16 protein-coding genes are annotated in these 16,509 nt (G+C 68.4%); 5 read left to right on the top strand and 11 right to left on the bottom strand.

Annotated elements, in window-relative coordinates:
• Positions 1 to 44: 44 nt before the first annotated feature.
• The 4 genes from ACHFFZ_RS06800 to ACHFFZ_RS06785 form a co-directional block, all read right to left on the bottom strand.
• Positions 45 to 851 (bottom strand): inositol monophosphatase family protein, encoded by an 807-nt coding sequence (locus tag ACHFFZ_RS06800; RefSeq protein WP_394275892.1) that lies wholly within the window; start codon positions 849 to 851, stop codon positions 45 to 47.
• A gap of 30 nt (positions 852 to 881) precedes the next feature.
• The gene (gene rsgA / locus ACHFFZ_RS06795; RefSeq protein ID WP_394275898.1) at positions 882 to 1,874 is read right to left on the bottom strand and encodes a ribosome small subunit-dependent GTPase A; all 993 of its coding nucleotides are present in this window, start codon (positions 1,872 to 1,874) and stop codon (positions 882 to 884) included.
• 23 nt (positions 1,875 to 1,897) lie between these two features.
• Entirely contained in the window at positions 1,898 to 3,220 is a 1,323-nt protein-coding gene (gene aroA, locus ACHFFZ_RS06790; protein ID WP_394275897.1) for a 3-phosphoshikimate 1-carboxyvinyltransferase, read from the bottom strand.
• A gap of 84 nt (positions 3,221 to 3,304) precedes the next feature.
• The gene (locus ACHFFZ_RS06785) at positions 3,305 to 3,988 is read right to left on the bottom strand and encodes a DoxX family protein (RefSeq protein WP_394275891.1); all 684 of its coding nucleotides are present in this window, start codon (positions 3,986 to 3,988) and stop codon (positions 3,305 to 3,307) included.
• A 107-nt stretch (positions 3,989 to 4,095) separates the two neighbouring features.
• Between ACHFFZ_RS06785 and ACHFFZ_RS06780 the strand changes: the two genes are divergently transcribed.
• The 3 genes from ACHFFZ_RS06780 (at position 4,096) to ACHFFZ_RS06770 (ending at position 5,927) form a co-directional block, all read left to right on the top strand.
• The gene (locus ACHFFZ_RS06780) at positions 4,096 to 4,866 is read left to right on the top strand and encodes an SOS response-associated peptidase (protein ID WP_394275890.1); all 771 of its coding nucleotides are present in this window, start codon (positions 4,096 to 4,098) and stop codon (positions 4,864 to 4,866) included.
• A 103-nt stretch (positions 4,867 to 4,969) separates the two neighbouring features.
• Positions 4,970 to 5,665 (top strand): sigma-70 family RNA polymerase sigma factor, encoded by a 696-nt coding sequence (locus ACHFFZ_RS06775; RefSeq protein ID WP_394275889.1) that lies wholly within the window; start codon positions 4,970 to 4,972, stop codon positions 5,663 to 5,665.
• Entirely contained in the window at positions 5,658 to 5,927 is a 270-nt protein-coding gene (locus ACHFFZ_RS06770; RefSeq protein WP_394275888.1) for a zf-HC2 domain-containing protein, read from the top strand. The genes ACHFFZ_RS06775 and ACHFFZ_RS06770 overlap by 8 nt, the downstream gene beginning before the upstream one ends.
• 93 nt (positions 5,928 to 6,020) lie before the next feature.
• Here the strand turns inward: ACHFFZ_RS06770 and ACHFFZ_RS06765 are convergent, their stop codons facing one another.
• Positions 6,021 to 6,095 (bottom strand): 50S ribosomal protein bL37, encoded by a 75-nt coding sequence (locus ACHFFZ_RS06765; RefSeq protein ID WP_394275896.1) that lies wholly within the window; start codon positions 6,093 to 6,095, stop codon positions 6,021 to 6,023.
• 119 nt (positions 6,096 to 6,214) lie between these two features.
• On the opposite strand from ACHFFZ_RS06765, the gene ACHFFZ_RS06760 reads away from it, so the two are divergent.
• Complete coding sequence (locus ACHFFZ_RS06760; RefSeq protein ID WP_394275887.1) at positions 6,215 to 7,672, top strand: sensor histidine kinase; 1,458 nt, start codon at positions 6,215 to 6,217, stop codon at positions 7,670 to 7,672.
• A 97-nt stretch (positions 7,673 to 7,769) separates the two neighbouring features.
• Here ACHFFZ_RS06760 and ACHFFZ_RS06755 read toward each other — a convergent pair whose 3' ends face one another.
• Entirely contained in the window at positions 7,770 to 8,021 is a 252-nt protein-coding gene (locus tag ACHFFZ_RS06755) for a WhiB family transcriptional regulator (protein ID WP_394275886.1), read from the bottom strand.
• A gap of 249 nt (positions 8,022 to 8,270) precedes the next feature.
• Between ACHFFZ_RS06755 and ACHFFZ_RS06750 the strand changes: the two genes are divergently transcribed.
• Positions 8,271 to 8,588 carry a hypothetical protein gene (locus tag ACHFFZ_RS06750; RefSeq protein ID WP_394275885.1) on the top strand — a complete coding sequence of 106 codons (318 nt, stop codon included), beginning with the start codon at positions 8,271 to 8,273 and terminating at the stop codon, positions 8,586 to 8,588.
• Between the two features lie 54 nt (positions 8,589 to 8,642).
• Here ACHFFZ_RS06750 and galK read toward each other — a convergent pair whose 3' ends face one another.
• Genes galK through ACHFFZ_RS06725 form a run of 5 tightly spaced genes read right to left on the bottom strand, consistent with a single transcriptional unit; the run spans position 8,643 to position 16,477 of the window.
• Positions 8,643 to 9,794 carry a galactokinase gene (gene galK, locus ACHFFZ_RS06745; RefSeq protein ID WP_394275884.1) on the bottom strand — a complete coding sequence of 384 codons (1,152 nt, stop codon included), beginning with the start codon at positions 9,792 to 9,794 and terminating at the stop codon, positions 8,643 to 8,645.
• Entirely contained in the window at positions 9,794 to 9,970 is a 177-nt protein-coding gene (locus ACHFFZ_RS06740) for a DUF6104 family protein (protein WP_394275883.1), read from the bottom strand. Before ACHFFZ_RS06740 ends, galK begins: the two co-directional genes overlap by 1 nt.
• Before the next feature lie 3 nt (positions 9,971 to 9,973).
• Complete coding sequence (locus tag ACHFFZ_RS06735) at positions 9,974 to 13,771, bottom strand: multifunctional oxoglutarate decarboxylase/oxoglutarate dehydrogenase thiamine pyrophosphate-binding subunit/dihydrolipoyllysine-residue succinyltransferase subunit (protein ID WP_394275882.1); 3,798 nt, start codon at positions 13,769 to 13,771, stop codon at positions 9,974 to 9,976.
• A gap of 43 nt (positions 13,772 to 13,814) precedes the next feature.
• Positions 13,815 to 15,128: a hypothetical protein gene (locus ACHFFZ_RS06730; RefSeq protein WP_394275881.1), complete on the bottom strand. Its 1,314-nt coding sequence runs from the start codon at positions 15,126 to 15,128 to the stop codon at positions 13,815 to 13,817.
• On the bottom strand, positions 15,125 to 16,477 hold the full coding sequence (locus ACHFFZ_RS06725) for a glycosyltransferase 87 family protein (RefSeq protein WP_394275880.1): 1,353 nt from the start codon (positions 16,475 to 16,477) through the stop codon (positions 15,125 to 15,127). Before ACHFFZ_RS06725 ends, ACHFFZ_RS06730 begins: the two co-directional genes overlap by 4 nt.
• Between the last annotated feature and the right edge of the window lie 32 nt (positions 16,478 to 16,509).

The following is a 16,509-nucleotide window of genomic DNA, read 5'->3' as shown; positions in this document are numbered from 1 at the left end:
GTCACGGGGAGTGGCCGCCGCCACTGGTCTGGGGTCAGCCCGGCTCAGTGCTCGTCGCGGGCCAGGGCCTCGACGGCCGCCTCGTGCAGCTGGCCATTGGTGGCGATCGCCCCCGGACCCTTGACCCCGTCGAGCCCGTCGAGGTTGGTGAAGCGTCCGCCGGCCTCGCGCACGATGATGTCGAGCGCGGCCATGTCGTGCAGCTCCAGGTCGGGTTCGCTGGCGATGTCGACGGCCCCCTCGGCCACCAGCATGTAGCTCCAGAAGTCGCCGAAGGCACGGGTCCGCCAGCTGGTGCGCAGCAGGTTCACGAAGTGCTGGCCGCGGCCCGAGGTCATCCACCCGTCCAGCGAGGAGTAGCTGAAGGAGGAGTCCTCCAGGCGCGAGACCTGCGAGACGTGGATCGGCTGGCCCTTGAGGAGTGTCTTGCCGGCATAGGCTCCGTCGCCCTTGCTGGCCCACCAGCGACGACCCAGCACCGGGGCGCTCACCACGGAGGCCACCACCTCGTCATTGACCATCAAAGCGATCAGGGAGGCCCACACCGGCACTCCCCGCACGTAGTTCTTGGTGCCGTCGATGGGGTCGATCACCCAGCGTCGGGGCCCCCATCCGGTGTCGGAGCCCTCCTCGCCGTGCACCGCGTCGCGGGGGCGCGCCTTCGCCAGGGTGGCCCGGATGGCCTCCTCGGTGGCAACGTCTGCATCCGAGACGGGCGTCATGTCGGGCTTGGTCTCGATCCTCAGGTCGCCCGAGCGGAAGCGGCTCATGGTCAGCGAATCCGCATTGTCGGCCAGCAGGTGTGCCAGTCGGAGGTCGTCGGTGTAGTTGTCACGATTGAGGGGGGCCATGGATGTCAGCCTATCGTCAGGGTGCGCCGCTCACAGCTCCCAGTCCCGCAGGCGGCCGGCCATCCACATCCGCCGGTAGCTCGCCAGCCGCTCAGGGGCCAGGCGGCCCTCGTCGACGGCTGCGTCCAGTGCGCACTCCGGGTCCTGCGGCCCGTGCTGGCAGCCGCGCGGGCAGGCAGCGGTGAGCGACTCCAGGTCGCCGAAGGCGGCCAGCACCGACTCCGGGGTGACGTGCTGGAGCCCGAAGCTGCGCACGCCGGGGGTGTCGATCGCCCAGCCCCCGTCGGGCAGTTCGAGCGCAATCGCAGAGGTGGAGGTGTGCCGGCCGCGGCCGGTGACGTCGTTGACCACGCCGATGGAACGGTTCACGCCCGGGATGAGCGCATTGACCAGGGTGGACTTGCCGACGCCCGAGTGGCCGACCAGCACACTGACCCGGTCGCGCAGCAGTTCGTGCAGTTCGGCGAGGTCGCTGCCGGGTTCGGTGACCACGATGGGCACGTCCAGGGGGCGGTAGGCGGCAACGAGCTCGTCGGGACTGGCCAGATCTGCCTTGGTGAGGCACAGGATGGGCTCGATGCCGGCATCGAAGGCAGCCACCATGATGCGGTCGATCATGCCGATCCTGGGCGGCGGGTCGGCCAGGGCGGTCACGATCACGATCTGGTCGGCATTGGCCACCATCGGACGCTCGAAGGGGTCGGTGTCGTCGGCGGTGCGGCGCAGCACGGTGGTGCGCTCCTCGGCGGCGACGATTCTGGCCAGGGTGCCTTCCTCGCCGCTGATGTCCCCGTCCAGGCGGACGATGTCACCGACGATGACGCCCTTGCGCCCCAGCAACCGGGCCTTCGTGGCAGTGACCATCACCTCGCCGGTCTGGCAGCGGTAGCGTCCACGGTCAATGGTGATGACGCGCCCCAAGGGCAGGTCCGAATAGTCGGGACGGTCCTTGGTGCGGGGGCGGGTGCGCTTGCGGGGGCGGTCGAAGCTCTCCAGCGCGTCACTGCGCAGGTAACGGCCCATCGCGCCGCGGATGGCCTTGGGGCTCACCGGTCCACCTCCTGGGAGCCGGACAGCATCTGCTGCCAGCTCTGGTCGAAGTCGTTGATGGTCTTGCTGGTGCAGGCCACGTCGTCGACAGTGCAGCCGTCGACGACCAGTCCGAGCAGGACCGCCGTGTGCACGATGCGATGGTCTGCATAGGAGCGGAAGTCGGCGGCGTGGAGGCCCTCACCGGTCAGCCCGACGCCCTCGACGACCAGGCCGTCGGCGGTCTGCTCGGCCTGGACACCGACGCGGCGCAGCTCGGCCTCGAGGGCTTCCAGCCGGTTGGTCTCGTGGCCGCGGATGTGGGCGACGCCCCGGATCGTGGTGCGTCCTGTTGCCAGTGCGGCCAGGGCAGCGACCACGGGGGTCAGCTCGCTGGCCTCGTGCAGGTCGATGTCAACCGCGTGCAGGTCGCCGGTCCCGGTGGCCATCAGCTCGCCGTCCCGCAGCGCCACGTCGGCTCCCATCCGGGCCAGGACCTCACGCACCATGTCCCCGGGCTGGGTGGTCTCCCGCGGCCAGCCGGCGACGGTGACGCTGCCACCGGCGATCGCGGCGGCGGCGAGGTAGACCGCGGCGCTGGTCAGGTCCGGCTCCACCAGCTGGTCCACGGCGACAACGGGGCCGGGCAGCACCTGCCACAGGCCCGGCTCGGTCTCGGTCACCTGGACGCCGTGCTCCCGCAACATCGCCACCGTCATGTCCAGGTGAGGCCGGCTGGGGGGCTCGGAGCTGTCGGGGGCCCTATGCCGCAGCACCAGGCCATTGGGCAGGCGGGCGCCGACCAGCAACAGGCCGGAGATGAACTGGCTGGAGCCGCTGGAGTCGATGGTCACCTCGCGGCCCTCGAGCATCTCCGGGCCGGTGACGGCACACGGGATCGTGTTGCCCTCCACGGTGGCGCCCAGCAGTGCCAGGCCGTCGAGCAGCGGCGACAGTGGACGGTGGCTGGCCTCCGGGTCGCCGACGAAGACGGTGCGGCCCACGGCGAGTGCGGCCAGCGGCGGCACGAAACGCATCACCGTTCCGGCCAGGCCGCAGTTGATCGGCACGGGTGCGGCGGTGAAGCGGTCCGGGGGAGTGACCAACCACTGCCCGGGCTGCTCCTCGACGGCGACGCCCAGCGCGCGCAGCGCATCACGCATCAGGCGGGTGTCGCGGGCGTCGAGCCCGCCCCGGATGGTGCTCGGATCCTCGGACAGGGCCGCGATCACGAGGGCCCGGTTCGTCTCGGACTTGGAACCGGGCACCTGGATGCGGGCATGCAAGGGCCCTGGCGCGATCGGAATCGGCCAGGGCCCGGCATCATGGGTGGTGGACATCATCTCAGGCATGCCTGCGGGCGTGTGGTTGGTCACTGGCGCATTCTTGCAGCCCACCCGGATGTCGGCACGGCAGGTTCACCGTCAGGACAGCAGCGACTCGATCTGGCTGGCGAGCTCGTCGGCCTTCTTGGAGCCCTGCTTGGTGAGCTGCTTGGCCTTCTTCGTGCCCTGCTTCTGCAGCTTGGCGGCCTGCTTCTCGAGCTGCTTGGCCTGCTTCTTGGCCTTGCGCTTGTTGGACGGGCCGGTCAGCTGCTTGGCCTGCTTCTCCAGGTCCTTCTTCTCCTTGGAGGCGGCCTTGCTGATCGCGGCAGCCTGCTTGGAGGCGCGGTAGCCCAGCGAGGGCTTGCCCTGGGTGTCCTGGCTGGCCAGCAGGGTGGCGCCCAGCAGGGCCACATTGCGCAGCATCACCGAACGTGCAGCGGTGCGATCCTCGGCGGAGGCGCCCTTGGCGGGTCGGGAGGCCAGCACGTGCGGCACCATCGAGGCGCTCAGCAGGCTGGCCGACAGGCGACGACCCAGACCGGTGGCCAGGCCCAGGCCGCCCAGCACCTGGGCGGCGCCGGTGGCGCGGACCAGCGACTTGGTGTCCTCGGGAACATAGCTTGCGACGCTCGGCGGGGCGATCCGCTGGGCCAGCGGCACCACCTTGCGTGCGATCGGCTCGGCGTCGGCGACCAGCTGGTCGGGCCTGGCCGCGGCCTTGGCGCCGTTGACGACGAAGAAACTGGCGAGCATGGTTCGCCCGGCTGCACGAGTGAGAGTCATGTCTCCTTCCTACCGTTCCTCGCGGCGCCACGACAAGGCATTGCGCACAGGGCGAAATCAGTACGGGGCGAAATCAGTTCTGGCCACGCACGGCTAGGTTGGTCGGCATGTGTGGTCGCTATGCCGCCTCGGCCAGTCCCGAGGAGATGATCGAGGTCTTCGACGTGCAGCAGGTCGTCGACGACCCGGCGTTGCCACCGCTGCGCCCCCGGTTCAACATCGCCCCGACCGATCCCGTGGCCGCCGTGATGGACCGGCGCTCGAGGCAGACCGACGAGGTTCTGCGCACCCTGGCCCGTCCTCGGTGGGGGCTGGTTCCCAGCTGGGCGAAGGACCGCAGTGCTGCGGCGCGGCTGATCAATGCCCGGGTCGAGACCGTCGCCGAGAAAGCCTCCTTCCGCAAGGCCTTCGCCACGCGTCGCTGCCTGCTGCCGGCCGACGGCTACTACGAGTGGCAGCGCACACCGGCGACCGACGGGGGACGGCCGGGCAAGCAGCCTTGGTGGATCCAGCCGGTGGAGCGGGCCGGCGAGCCGCCGTGGATGGTGATGGCTGGGCTCTACGAGTTCTGGCGGGACCCCTCCCTGCCCGATGACCATCCCCGGGCATGGCTGGCCACCTGCACCATCATCACCACCCAGGCCAATGACGAGTTGGGCCGCATCCACGACCGGATGCCGGTCCAGGTGCTGCGCCGGGACTGGGACGACTGGCTCGATCCGGCACTGGTGGACCCGCTGGTGGCCCATGACCTGCTGCACCTGCCAGGGCCCGGCGAGATGACCTCCTGGCCGGTCTCGAGCGCGGTGGGCAATGTGCGCAATGACTCGCCAGCCCTGCGCGAGCCGGTGGCGCTCCAGCCCGGCCTGCTGGAATAACCGAGCACCACGGTCCGTTGTGAGGCTCATGGTGATGCTTCTCGACAGACCCGTGCCGGTGACTGACGCCGTGTCGCGGCGTAGTTCGGTACTGTCATCAGTGATGACTCTTCCAGGTGCCACCCATGACGGCCTGGACGCCGATGGCGTCCAGGGTCCCAACGACGGCTCCATCGACAGCACCGTCGACGAGCTGGAGGCGGTCCTCGCAGCCGAGACCGACGGGGAGCGGGCGGAACGTTTCGAACGTGACGCCCTGGTCTACCTCGACCAGCTCTACGGTGCTGCGCTGCGCATGACGCGCAACCCCGCCGATGCCGAGGATGTCGTGCAGGAGGCCTATGCCAAGGCCTTCAGCTCCTTCCACCAGTTCACCCCGGGCACCAACCTCAAGGCCTGGTTGTACCGGATCCTGACCAACACCTACATCAACAGCTACCGCAAGCAGCAGCGCCAGCCGAAGACCACCGGCGGTGCCGACGTGGAGGACTGGCAGCTCGCCCAGGCGGAGTCGCACACCTCCACCGGGCTGCGCTCGGCCGAGATGGAGGCGCTGGACCGCATCCCCAACGGCGCCGTGCTGGAGGCACTCCACGAGCTGTCCGCCGACTTCCGCCAGGCCGTCCTGCTGGCCGACGTCGAGGGCTTTTCGTACAAGGAGATCGCCGAGATCATGGGGACCCCGATCGGCACAGTGATGTCGCGGCTGAACCGCGGCCGCGCCCAGTTGCGCAAGAAGCTCGTCGAGCACGCCGCCGACCAGGGTATTGCCGCCGCGAAGGAGGCTCGCAATGACTGAGCCCCACAGCCACCACGCCTCCGAGGACGACCTGATGGCGTGCAGCCGTGCGCTGGGCCAGGTGCAGTCCTTCCTGCACGGTGAACTGCCGGAGTCGGATGCCGACGAGATCCGGCACCACCTCGCCGCCTGCGAGCGGTGCATGGACGACTTCGATGTCGAGCAGGCCATCAGCCACCTGCTGCGGCGCTGTCACCCGCCGGCCACTGCCAGCAGCCAGCTGCGCATGCGCATCGTCCAGATGCGTGTCGAGTTGCGCTGAGCCCGCGCCCCATCGGTGCGGCCCGGCAGCCGCGAGACATGACAGGAGCCCCCGACCCAAACGGTCGGGGGCTCCTGTGTGGTCTGCGCGGAATCAGGCGTTGGGACGCTTTCCGTGATTGGCGCTGTTCTTGCGGCGAGCGCGGCGCTTGCGTCCAGTCTTGCCCATGACGACTCCTCTGAGGTCTCGTTGACCGGTGACGAGGCACCGGGGCCCGGCGTGTCCAGGCTGAGCGGCCATTATTCCATCTTCTCGACCGCTGGCGCCAACTGGCTAGGCTTGCCGACATGCTGACGATGACGCAGGTGGTGGCTGAACACACGGCGCTGGGCGATGCCGACCTGGCCTGGCTCAAGGGGCTGGTGAACGAGTGGCACCTGCTGGCCGATGTGAGCTTCTCCGACCTGATCCTGTGGGTTCCCGACCGCGACGACAGCATCTTCTGGGCTGCTGCCCAGATCCGTCCCACCACCGGACCGACGGCCCTCGAGGATGATGTCGTCGGTGACGACATCTCCTATGACCCGGAGCACATGGTCACGGCGGCCTACCTGTCCGAGGCGATCTGTGCCACCAGCGACAACCAGCTGAGTGCAGGGATCCCCGTCGACATCTGGGCGATCCCCGTGATGCGCGAGGGACGCTGCATCGCAGTGGTGGAGCGCCACACCAACCAGATGGGTGTGCGCGCTCCGGGCGCCCTGGAGGATGCCTACCTGGAGACGGCCGACGTACTGGCCGACATGCTCTACCACGCCATCTTTCCGATCGAGCCCCCCAGCGATCCGACCTTCAGCCCCAAGGTGGGCGACGGGCTGATGACGCTCACCCTGGAGGGGACCATCACCTTCGCCAGCCCCAATGCGGTCAGTGCCTACCGCGCCCTGGGACACACCAGTGACGTGGTGGGCGAGGACTTCCGTGCCCTCACGCAGTCCTTGGTGGGCGGACTGCAGGAGGTCGGCCAGAGCGTGGGCACCGACCTCGCAGCACGTCGCGCCATCGAGACCGAGGTCTCGAATGCGGGCGGCTCGGTGCGGCTGCGGATCATCCCGCTGTCACGCTGCGGTGAAGGCCTGGGCACCTTGGTGCTGTGCCAGGACACCACGGACCTGCGCATGCAGGAGCGTCAACTGGTGACCAAGGACGCCACGATCCGCGAGATCCACCACCGCGTCAAGAACAACCTGCAGACGGTCGCCGCCCTGCTCCGGCTGCAGTCGCGTCGCATCGACTCACCCGAGGCACGCAATGCCCTCAAGGACGCCATGGGACGGGTGCAGTCGATCGCCGTGGTGCACGAGATCCTGTCACAGTCCTATGAGGAGGTCGCAGTCTTCGACGATGTCGCTGACCGGATCCTGCGCAATGTCGGCGACGTGGCGGCCTCCTCAGGCCAGGTGATGGCCCGGCGCGACGGGACCTTCGGCCTGGTTCCGGCCGACGCCGCGACCTCGCTGGCCCTGGTGATGACCGAGCTGTGCCAGAACGCTGTCGAGCACGGACTGGAGTCTTCCTCGGGCGAGGTCGTGGTACGCCCCCAACGCCTCGACGGGGCACTGGTCGTCGACGTCCTCGACGCTGGCAGCGGCATTCCCGAGGACTTCGACACCCGGCACACGCGCAGCCTGGGACTGTCCATCGTGCGCACGCTGCTGGAAGACCTGGGCGGATCCTTTGAACTGTCGAACCGTGTGGATGGTCCTGGGGCACGTGCCCGGATCCTGGTTCCGTTGAAGTGTTGACGCACACGACGGCAGCCGCCCGAGAATTCGGGCGGCTGCCATCTCCTGCCAGTCGTGGCTGGGGGGTGCTGCGGTTGTCGGGGTCGGGCCGTGGAAGTCAGGAGTTCCTGAGCCTGGAACGCGCCTGACGACGCTTCATGGCCCGGCGCTCGTCCTCGCTCAGGCCTCCCCAGACTCCGTGGTCCTGTCCGGCCTCGATGGCCCAGGCGAGGCACTGTTCGCGCACCTCGCAGCGGCGGCACACCTTCTTCGCCTCCTCGATCTGCAGGATCGCGGGGCCCGTGTTCCCAATGGGGAAGAAGAGCTCCGGGTCCTCCGTGAGGCAGGCGGCCCTGTGGCGCCAATCCATTCGTTGTACTCCTTAGTCATTGCATTCCGGTCGCAATCCGGCCCTGGTGAAGGGGAAGTGGGTTTGCGGGCGACCTGGGCAGTGGGCACGGACGCTCCGTGAGACCAGCCTAGATGAGTCTGGCAACTCAGGGGCCAGTTGACAAGACTTTGAGTGTCCCCAATTCCCGCATACTCTGGGGCGGTGCCTGACAACGACCCTTCGGCAGCGCCCCGCTTGGCCTCCCGGCTTGCCTCAGTGGGAACGCTGGTGACCGCGATCGTATTCCTCGCCGTCGGCATCTCCTCGCTGCTGGTCGACAACGGGATCTTCTCCGTCGGTATCGCGGCGATGCTGATCGTCTATGCGGCTTCGCTGGCAGGCATCGCGTGGCTGAACCATCGGGCACTGGGCCTTGCCTCGGGCGCCGTGGTGGCCTCATCGCTGCTGCACGTGCTGGTCGGAGTCTCGACGGCACGGGGCTCGCACCGCTGGTGGATCTGGATCTTCGTGGCCCTGGCCGTGGTGACGATGGTTGCCGGTACCAGGCAGCACCTGGCGCAGTTGCGTGAGTCGATGGCCGACTGACGCGACCGTCAGACCGCCCATCAGGAGCGGCCGCGCCAGCTCCTTGGCAGGGGGTCAGAGCCGGTGCGCCCCAGCCGAGGGAACCACACTGAACCAGCTGGGTTCGTGGAAGCCGGCCTCGGCGAAGGCCGTCGCGACCTGCTTTGCGATTCCGTCACCCTTGCCCTGCTCGCACAGGGCGATGATGCAGCCACCGAAGCCGCCGCCGGTCATCCGGGCGCCCAACGCTCCGCTCTGGCGGGCGGTCTCGACGGCCAGGTCGACGGTGGGCACGGTGATCTCGAAGTCGTCTCGCATCGAGGCGTGGGACTCGTCCAGCAGGCGGCCGAGCTCGCGCAGGCGCCCGTCCCGTCCCAGCTCCACCGCGTCCAGGACACGCTGGTTCTCGGTGAGGATGTGGCGGGCCCGCTTGACCTGGAGCTCGTCGTCCAGCCGCGAGAGGGCCTCGTCCGGGTCCGTCACCTCGCGCAGCGTGCCGATGCCGAGGGCCTTGGCCGCGGCCTCGCAGGTGGCCCGTCGCTCGGCATATTCACCGTCGACGTGGGAGTGCGGGGTCCGGGTGTCGAGCACCAGGATCTCCAGTCCCTGCTCGGCCAGGGGCAGCGGCACCGACTCGGCCTCCAGGCTGCGACAGTCGAGGAAGAGCATCGCGTCGGCCTCGCACAGGGTGGATGCGGCCTGGTCGAGCAGCCCGGTGGGGGCCCCGACGAAGTAGTTCTCGGCCACCCGGGCCAGCTTGGCTCGTTCCATCGGGGCAATGTCAAGCTCGAAGAGGTCACAGCACGCCGCGACCACGGCGCACTCGATGGCGGCCGAGCTGGACAGCCCGGCACCGATCGGGACGTCGCTGGACAGCACCATCTCGATGCCGCCCACCGGATGCCCGGCCTGGCGCAGTGCCCACACGACCCCGGCCAGGTAGGCGCTCCAACCAGTGGTGGCCATGGGCTGGTCGTAGGGGCGCAGCGCCCCCAGCTCCACCGACTCGTTGAGGTCGAGTGAGAGCATCCGCACTTGCTCGTCCTCGCGTCGGCCGGCCGCGAGCGTGGCGCCAAGGGCCAGCGCGAAGGGCATCACGAAACCGTCGTTGTAGTCCGTGTGCTCACCGATCAGGTTGACCCTGCCGGGGGCGAACCAGACCCCCTGCGGATCATGTCCTACCCATTGGGTGAACTCTCTGCGCACCAGCTGCTCGGCGCTCGTCATCACTCGTCCTCCTCGTCCAGCCTGGCCAGCCACGTGGCCAGGCGCTCCACGCTCACCTCGAACTCGGGATTGAGGTCCACGAAGGTGCGCATCTGTTCCGCCAGCCAGGCGAAGCTGACCTCCTCGTCACCACGACGGGAGGCCAGCTCCTCGAGGCCTCGATCGGTGAAGTACACCCGTCACTCCGCCAGGGCGCGGTCGACGAGGTCCTTCTCCTGCTGCTGGTGCACCTTGTTGGAGCCGACCGACGGGGCCGCGGCAACAGCACGGCTGACCAGCCTCATCTCGAGGTCATGCGAGGGCAGGTGTTCCTTGACCGCAGCCGGCAGGTTGAGGGCCAGGAAGGGCCAGGGGCCCTGGTTCGCGGGCTCGTCCTGCACCCACCGGATGTCGGTGACGTGGCCGTACTCCTTGAGGATGTTGGCCAGCTCCTCGGCGGGCAGCGGGTAGAGCCGCTCCAGCGCGATGATGGCCACCTGGCCGTCGAGCCCGGCCTTCGAACGGGCCTGGACCAGATCCCAGCGCACCTTGCCCGAGCACAGCAGGATCCGCTTGACGGCCGACGGGTCGGTGATCGTCGGATCGGGCAGTGCGGGACGCCACCTTCCCTCGGTGAACTCCTCGGGCTGGCTGGTGGCCAGCTTGTTGCGCAACATCGACTTCGGGGTGGCGATCACCACAGGACGGTGCCAGTTGACGTAGGCGTGCTGGCGCAGCAGGTGGAAGTGGCTGGCCGGGGTCGAGGGCTGGCAGACGGCCATGTTGTTCTCGGCGCACAGCTGCAGCCACCGCTCCAGACGCGCGGAGCTGTGGTCCGGTCCCTGCCCCTCGTAGCCGTGGGGCAGGAGCAGCACGACGCCCGACTTTTGGCCCCACTTGGCAAAGCCCGAGCTGATGTACTCGTCGATGACGCTCTGGGCACCATTGACGAAGTCACCGAACTGCGCCTCCCACAGCACCAGTGCCTCGGGGGCGGCCACGGAGTAGCCGTACTCGAAGCCGAGCACCGCATACTCGCTGAGCAGCGAGTCGTAGATGTCGAAGGAGGCCTGGTCCTCAGTGAGGTGCTTCAGCGGCACATAGGCCTCGTTCGAGACGCGGTCCACGATCGCGCCGAAGCGCTGGCTGAAGGTGCCACGTCGGGAGTCCTGGCCGGTCAGGCGGACCGGGCGGCCCTCCATCAGCAGGGAGCCGAAGGCCAGCAGCTCGCCGGTCGCCCAGTCGATCGGGCCCTCGAGGATCTGCTTGGCGCGACGCTGCAGCTGGGGCAGCACCTTCGGGTGGCCGGTGAAGCCCTCGGGGACCTCTGCATGGACCCTGGCGACCGCCTCCATCATCTCACGACCGATGGCCGTGCCGGCCTTCTCGTTCGGCTTGGTGGGGTAGTAGGGCACGCGGGTGTACTCGTCGTCGCCGATGCTCTCCTTGGCCTCCTTGAAGACATCCTCCAGACGGGCGCGGAAGCGGTTCATCACCGCCTCGGCATCCTCGGTGGTGATGTCACCACGACCGATCAGGCTCTCGGTGTAGAGCTTGTGCGTCGAGCGCTTCTGCTCGATCAGGTCGTACATGTTCGGCTGGGTGAAGCTCGGGTCGTCGCCCTCGTTGTGTCCGCGACGGCGGTAGCAGACCAGGTCGATCACGACATCCTTGTTGAACCGCTGGCGGTACTCGAAGGCCACGCGGGCGGCACGGACACAGGCATCCGGGTCGTCGCCGTTCACGTGGATGACCGGCGCCTGGATCACCTTGGCCACGTCGGTGCAGTAGACGCTGGTGCGAGACTCGACCGGCGAGGTGGTGAAACCGACCTGGTTGTTGATCACGACGTGCACGGTGCCACCCACGCGGTAGCCCCGCAGCTGGCTCATCTGCAGCACCTCGTAGACCACGCCCTGGCCGCTGAAGGCGGCGTCACCGTGCATCAGGATCGGCAGCACGGGGTAGTCGTCGCGGCCCAGACGGTCCTGCTTGGCGCGGGCGATTCCTTCCAGGACGGGGTTGACCGTCTCCAGGTGGCTGGGGTTCGCGGCCACCGAGGCCTTGATGGTGGCACCGGAGGCGGCGGTGAACTGTCCCTCGGTGCCCAGGTGGTACTTCACGTCACCCGAGCCCTGGGTGCCACCGACTCCGATGCTTCCCTCGAATTCACGGAAGATCTGGCCGTAGCTCTTGCCGGCAATGTTGGCCAGCACGTTGAGGCGGCCACGGTGCGGCATGCCGATGCACACCTCGTCGAGGCCCTTGTTGGCGGCCTGCTCGCAGATCTCGTCCAGCAGGACGATGGCCGACTCACCACCCTCCAGGCTGAAGCGTTTCTGGCCGACGAACTTGGTCTGCAGGAAGGTCTCGAAGATCTCCGCCTCGTTGAGCTTGTCGAGCACGCGCAGGTGCTCCTCACGGGGCATCGGGGTGTGCGGCTTCTCGAACTTCTCCTGGAACCAGGCCCGCTGCTCGGTGTCGGTGATGTGCATGTACTCGATGCCCATGGTGTGGCAGTAGGAGTCGCGAAGGATGTCGAGGATCTCGCGCAGGGTCAGCACCTGGCGGTTCTCGGCGGCGAAGGTTCCGATGGCGAACTCCCGGTCGAGGTCCCACAGGGTCAGGCCGTGGGTTTCGAGCTCCAGTTCGGGATGGGTGCGCTGCTTGTACTCCAGCGGGTCGACATCGGCCATCAGGTGGCCCAAGCTGCGGTAGGCCTGGATCAGCTCGACGACACGCGCCTCCTTGGAGACCTGGCTCCAGCGGTGGCCGCGCACGTCGGTGTCCCAGCGCAGCGGCGGGTAGGGGATGCGCAGGCTCTCGAAGATCTGGTCGTAGAAGCCGTCGGCCCCCAGCAGCAGCTGGTGGATCCTGCGCAGGAACTCGCCCGACTGGGCGCCCTGGATGACGCGGTGGTCATAGGTGGAGGTCAGCGTCATGACCTTGCTGACACCCAGCTCGTTGATCCGGCTCTCGCTGGTGCCCTGGAACTCCGGCGGGTAGTCGATCGAGCCGACGCCCAGGATGACTCCCTGGCCATTCATCAGGCGGGGCACCGAGTGATTGGTGCCCAGTCCGCCGGGGTTGGTCAGCGAGGCCGTCACGCCGGCGAAGTCGTCGACTGTCAGCTTGCCGGTGCGTCCCTTCTTGACGACCTCCTCGTAGGCGGCCCACCACTGCATGAAGTCGAGCTGCTCACAGCCCTTGATGGCGGGCACCACCAGGTTGCGGGTGCCGTCGGGCTTGACCAGGTCGATGGCCAGGCCGAGGTTGATCGATGGGTTCTCCACCAGGATGGGCTTGCCGTTGTCGACGTCATAGGCATTGTTCATGCCCGGGATGGCCTTGAGCGCCTGGATCATGGCGAAGCCGATGATGTGGGTGAAGGAGACCTTGCCGCCCTTGGAGCGCTTCAGGAAGTTGTTGATCACGGTGCGCTGGTCGATCACCAGCTTCATCGGGACCGAGCGGACCGTGGTGGCGGTGGGCATGGACAGCGAGGCGTCCATCGCCTTGGCCGTGCGCATCGGCACGCCCTTCATCACCGAGCGCTGCGGCTCCTGACGCTCGGTCTTGGGCCGGTTCGACGGGTTCGGTGCGTTGGCGCTGAGCTTGGACCCGGCGCCGGGCGTCGAGGGGGCCTCGGCGCGGTTCTCGCGCTGCTCGACCTTGCTGCTCTTGGCGGCAGGCGCCGGGGCGGCTTCGGCCTGCTGGGTGGGAGCGGACTCCCTCTTGGCGGGAGCCTGCGCAGCGGGAGTGGCCTTGGCGGGCTGCTCGCTCTTGGCCGGCTGGGACTTGGACGCAGTGGCGGACTCGGAGGCCTTGTTCTCGCTGCTGGGGGAGTTCTTCTCGAAGAAGGCGATCCACGAGGCGTCCACGCTGCTCGGGTCTGCCTTGTACTTCTCGAACATCTCCTCGATCAGCCAGTCATTGGCGCCGAAGTCGCTGGAGGGGTCTGTGTGGGACATATGAGTGTCGGTGGCCGGGGCCACCATCGCCTCTTTCCGGTGTGTGTTGGCCTACGGCAGGCCCCTGCGCCTACCTTGATGAAATGGTAGTCGCTGCTTGGGTGGCTTGGGCAAACCGAGCGCGTACAAGTTCAAGAAGTGCCCAGCTGGTGGTGAGCACGGCGAGCAGGACGAGCCCAAGGTTGCGTGCCACCAGCTGCCACGTGACCGTGGGATCGGCCCAGTTGGGAGAGATCAGTCCGAGGTAGTGGTTGGGGTAGACCTGCTGGGTGAGCCAGGCCAGCACCAGGCAGGCCAGGCCGACGGCGATGGCCCGCACCCGCTGGCGTCCGGCCGGGGCCAGCGCGAGCCAGGCGGCGCTGACGGCGCCCAACCAGCACATGTACTGGGGGCTCAGCGTCTTGTTGCCCACCAGCATGATCGAGACGATCGACAGGCAGGCCAGGCCCCGCACGTGGGCCGGCGGGTCCAGTCGCCAGGCCAGCACGCCCATGGCGAAGGCCAGGGCCACGCCGAGGGCCATGCAGATCGACGCCGCTGTGAGCATCTGGGCCACCCCGGGGCCGGTGATCTCGAAGGCATTGAAGGGTGACAGCTGCACCGTCCAGCGCGTGTCGGGTTGTCCCGCGGCACTCTGGGCACCCATCGCCCGACGCCACATCGGCAGGCTGGCCCAGACGCTCTCGATCTGCAGGCCCCGGTCGGACTGCCAGGTCAGGGGCGAGACCAGGCGCACGGGCCCGGCCGCCAGCAGGCTCAGCAGGGCCAGGCCCAGGCCGGTGACCCAGAAGCTGCGGTGTCGCAGGCGGGCGGCGGGGGAGCGGCCGACCAGGGCCGCCAGCAGCAGGGCCGGCCACAGCTTGATGCCGGCACCCAGGGCCACCAGGGCTCCGCTCGTGGCTGGCCGGCGGGCCACCAGGAGCACGGCCAGACCGACCACGACGCCCGGCAGGAGGTCATAGCGGAACCACACCAGTGGCCCGATCGCCCACACGAACAGCATCCAGCCGATGCTCGCCAGCCTCGAGCCCGTGCGCCACAGGGCGACCGTCATCAGGGCGTCCAGCACCGCCATCAGCAGGGCGAAGAGCACCACATAGAGGGTCTCCTGGTTTGCGGCGGGCCACCGCAGCACGTCGAGGAGCCAGACCATGGGCAGTGGGTACTCACGCAGCACCGTCAGGTAGCCCTCGGCGTTGACGACCTGGGCGAAGTAGTACTTCACGTCGTTGACGATGAACTGGGTGTCGATGGCCCAGTGGCGCAGCATCAGCCCACGGGTCAACAGCCAGACCGCCACCCAGGGCCAGTGGCTCGTGAGCCAGGAGTGCAGTGGCCGCGCCAGGTCGATGGCCTGGCGGCGGGGGAGGTCGGTCGTGGTCATCGTGGGACTTCCGCGTCGGAGGCCGAGGAATGGGAGGTGGGCGAGGAGGGGGCGGATGCCGTGAGCAGTCGCCAGCACCAGCGGACGACCGTCACCAGGAGCACCACCAGCGCGATGTTGCGCACCAGCAGCACGACGGTGGCCAGCACCATGCCCGGCCGGTGGCCCACGAGTGAGGCATAGCCGATGGGATAGACGAGCTGGGTGAGCAGGCTCACGCACAGGGTCAGGGTGCTGACCTGCAGCAGCGTGGCCTGGTTGTCGCGATCCGCGTCATCCGCCTCGATCGTGAGTCCGGCCATCACCCAGGCGGCGGCCAGGGGGCCTCCGAGCCAGATCAGGTACTGGGGGGAGAAGGTCTTGTTGGTCACGATCATCACCAGCACCAGCAGCATCATCAGGGCGGCCGCCTCGACGGGGCGCTGAACGGGTCGGCGCAGCCAGACCACATAGGCCAGCACGACGGTGAGGATGCCGAGCACGGTGGCCACGCTGGTACAGGTGAGGAGCAGGTCGGTGCCGGGGCCGGAGATCTCCCAGGCATTGAAGTCACTGACCGCGATCCAGAACTCGTGCGGTTGGACGAGGCGGTGGATCATTGGCAGCCCGGCCCAGACGCTCTCGATCTGCAGGCCGCGCTCACCCTGCCAGCCCAAGGGGGACAGCAGTCGGTCCCAGCCGGCCCACCACAGGCTGACCAGGGCCAGCGCACCACCCGCCCCCCAGAAACCGAGGGTGGAGCGCCAGCGGGCGGTGGCACGGTCCTCGGGCCGCCGGGAGCCCATCAGCGCGGGCCACAGCAGTGCGGGCCACAGCTTCACCGCCGCACCGATTCCGATCAGTGCCCCGGCCCAAGCGGGTCGGCGGCGTCCCGCCAGCAGCAGCGCCCAGCCAGCCAGGACCGCGGTGAGGATGTCGAAACGTAGGTAGGAGGTGGTGCCCACCAGGGGCACGAAGGCGATCCAGAAGGCCATCGCCTGGCCGCGAAGTCGGCCGCCGTGGCGCCACAGTGAGCGGCTGAAGGCGGCGTCGAGCAGGAACATCAGGAGGAAGAAAGTGACCACGTAGACCCACCGGTGCCCGGAGGCCAGAAGGTTCGGCAGTTCCAGCAACCACAGCACGGGGGTGGGGTACTCCACCATGGTGGCCTGCGGTCCGAGTTCGGACATCTTCGAGATCTTCTCGAAGTAGTAGCGGGTGTCGCCCAGGGTGAACAGCATGGCGGCCCACTCCACGAGCACCAGGAGGCGGCTGGCCAGCCACAGCCGTGCCACGAGGTGCTCGTCCTGGAGGCGTGGACTGTCCCACAGGGCAGCCACCCGGCGCAGGCGTGGATTGGTCGTGGTCACGGGGCTCCCGGTTCGGACGGGCCGTGCCGGGG

The sequence above is a fragment of the Luteococcus sp. genome (assembly GCF_043424415.1).
Lineage (GTDB): Bacteria > Actinomycetota > Actinomycetes > Propionibacteriales > Propionibacteriaceae > Luteococcus.
This window is presented reverse-complemented; position numbering and strand designations above follow the sequence as displayed.

What these genes read in the sequence shown, in the direction of transcription:
- ACHFFZ_RS06735 (WP_394275882.1), bottom strand. Translation starts at nt 13,771, where the DNA reads ATGGTGGCCCCGGCCACCGACACTCATATGTCCCACACAGACCCCTCC.
- aroA (WP_394275897.1), bottom strand. Translation starts at nt 3,220, where the DNA reads ATGTCCACCACCCATGATGCCGGGCCCTGGCCGATTCCGATCGCGCCA.
- ACHFFZ_RS06730 (WP_394275881.1), bottom strand. Translation starts at nt 15,128, where the DNA reads ATGACCACGACCGACCTCCCCCGCCGCCAGGCCATCGACCTGGCGCGG.
- ACHFFZ_RS06800 (WP_394275892.1), bottom strand. Translation starts at nt 851, where the DNA reads ATGGCCCCCCTCAATCGTGACAACTACACCGACGACCTCCGACTGGCA.
- ACHFFZ_RS06785 (WP_394275891.1), bottom strand. Translation starts at nt 3,988, where the DNA reads ATGACTCTCACTCGTGCAGCCGGGCGAACCATGCTCGCCAGTTTCTTC.
- ACHFFZ_RS06770 (WP_394275888.1), top strand. Translation starts at nt 5,658, where the DNA reads ATGACTGAGCCCCACAGCCACCACGCCTCCGAGGACGACCTGATGGCG.
- galK (WP_394275884.1), bottom strand. Translation starts at nt 9,794, where the DNA reads ATGACGAGCGCCGAGCAGCTGGTGCGCAGAGAGTTCACCCAATGGGTA.
- ACHFFZ_RS06760 (WP_394275887.1), top strand. Translation starts at nt 6,215, where the DNA reads ATGCTGACGATGACGCAGGTGGTGGCTGAACACACGGCGCTGGGCGAT.
- ACHFFZ_RS06775 (WP_394275889.1), top strand. Translation starts at nt 4,970, where the DNA reads ATGACTCTTCCAGGTGCCACCCATGACGGCCTGGACGCCGATGGCGTC.
- rsgA (WP_394275898.1), bottom strand. Translation starts at nt 1,874, where the DNA reads ATGGGCCGTTACCTGCGCAGTGACGCGCTGGAGAGCTTCGACCGCCCC.
- ACHFFZ_RS06780 (WP_394275890.1), top strand. Translation starts at nt 4,096, where the DNA reads ATGTGTGGTCGCTATGCCGCCTCGGCCAGTCCCGAGGAGATGATCGAG.
- ACHFFZ_RS06755 (WP_394275886.1), bottom strand. Translation starts at nt 8,021, where the DNA reads ATGGATTGGCGCCACAGGGCCGCCTGCCTCACGGAGGACCCGGAGCTC.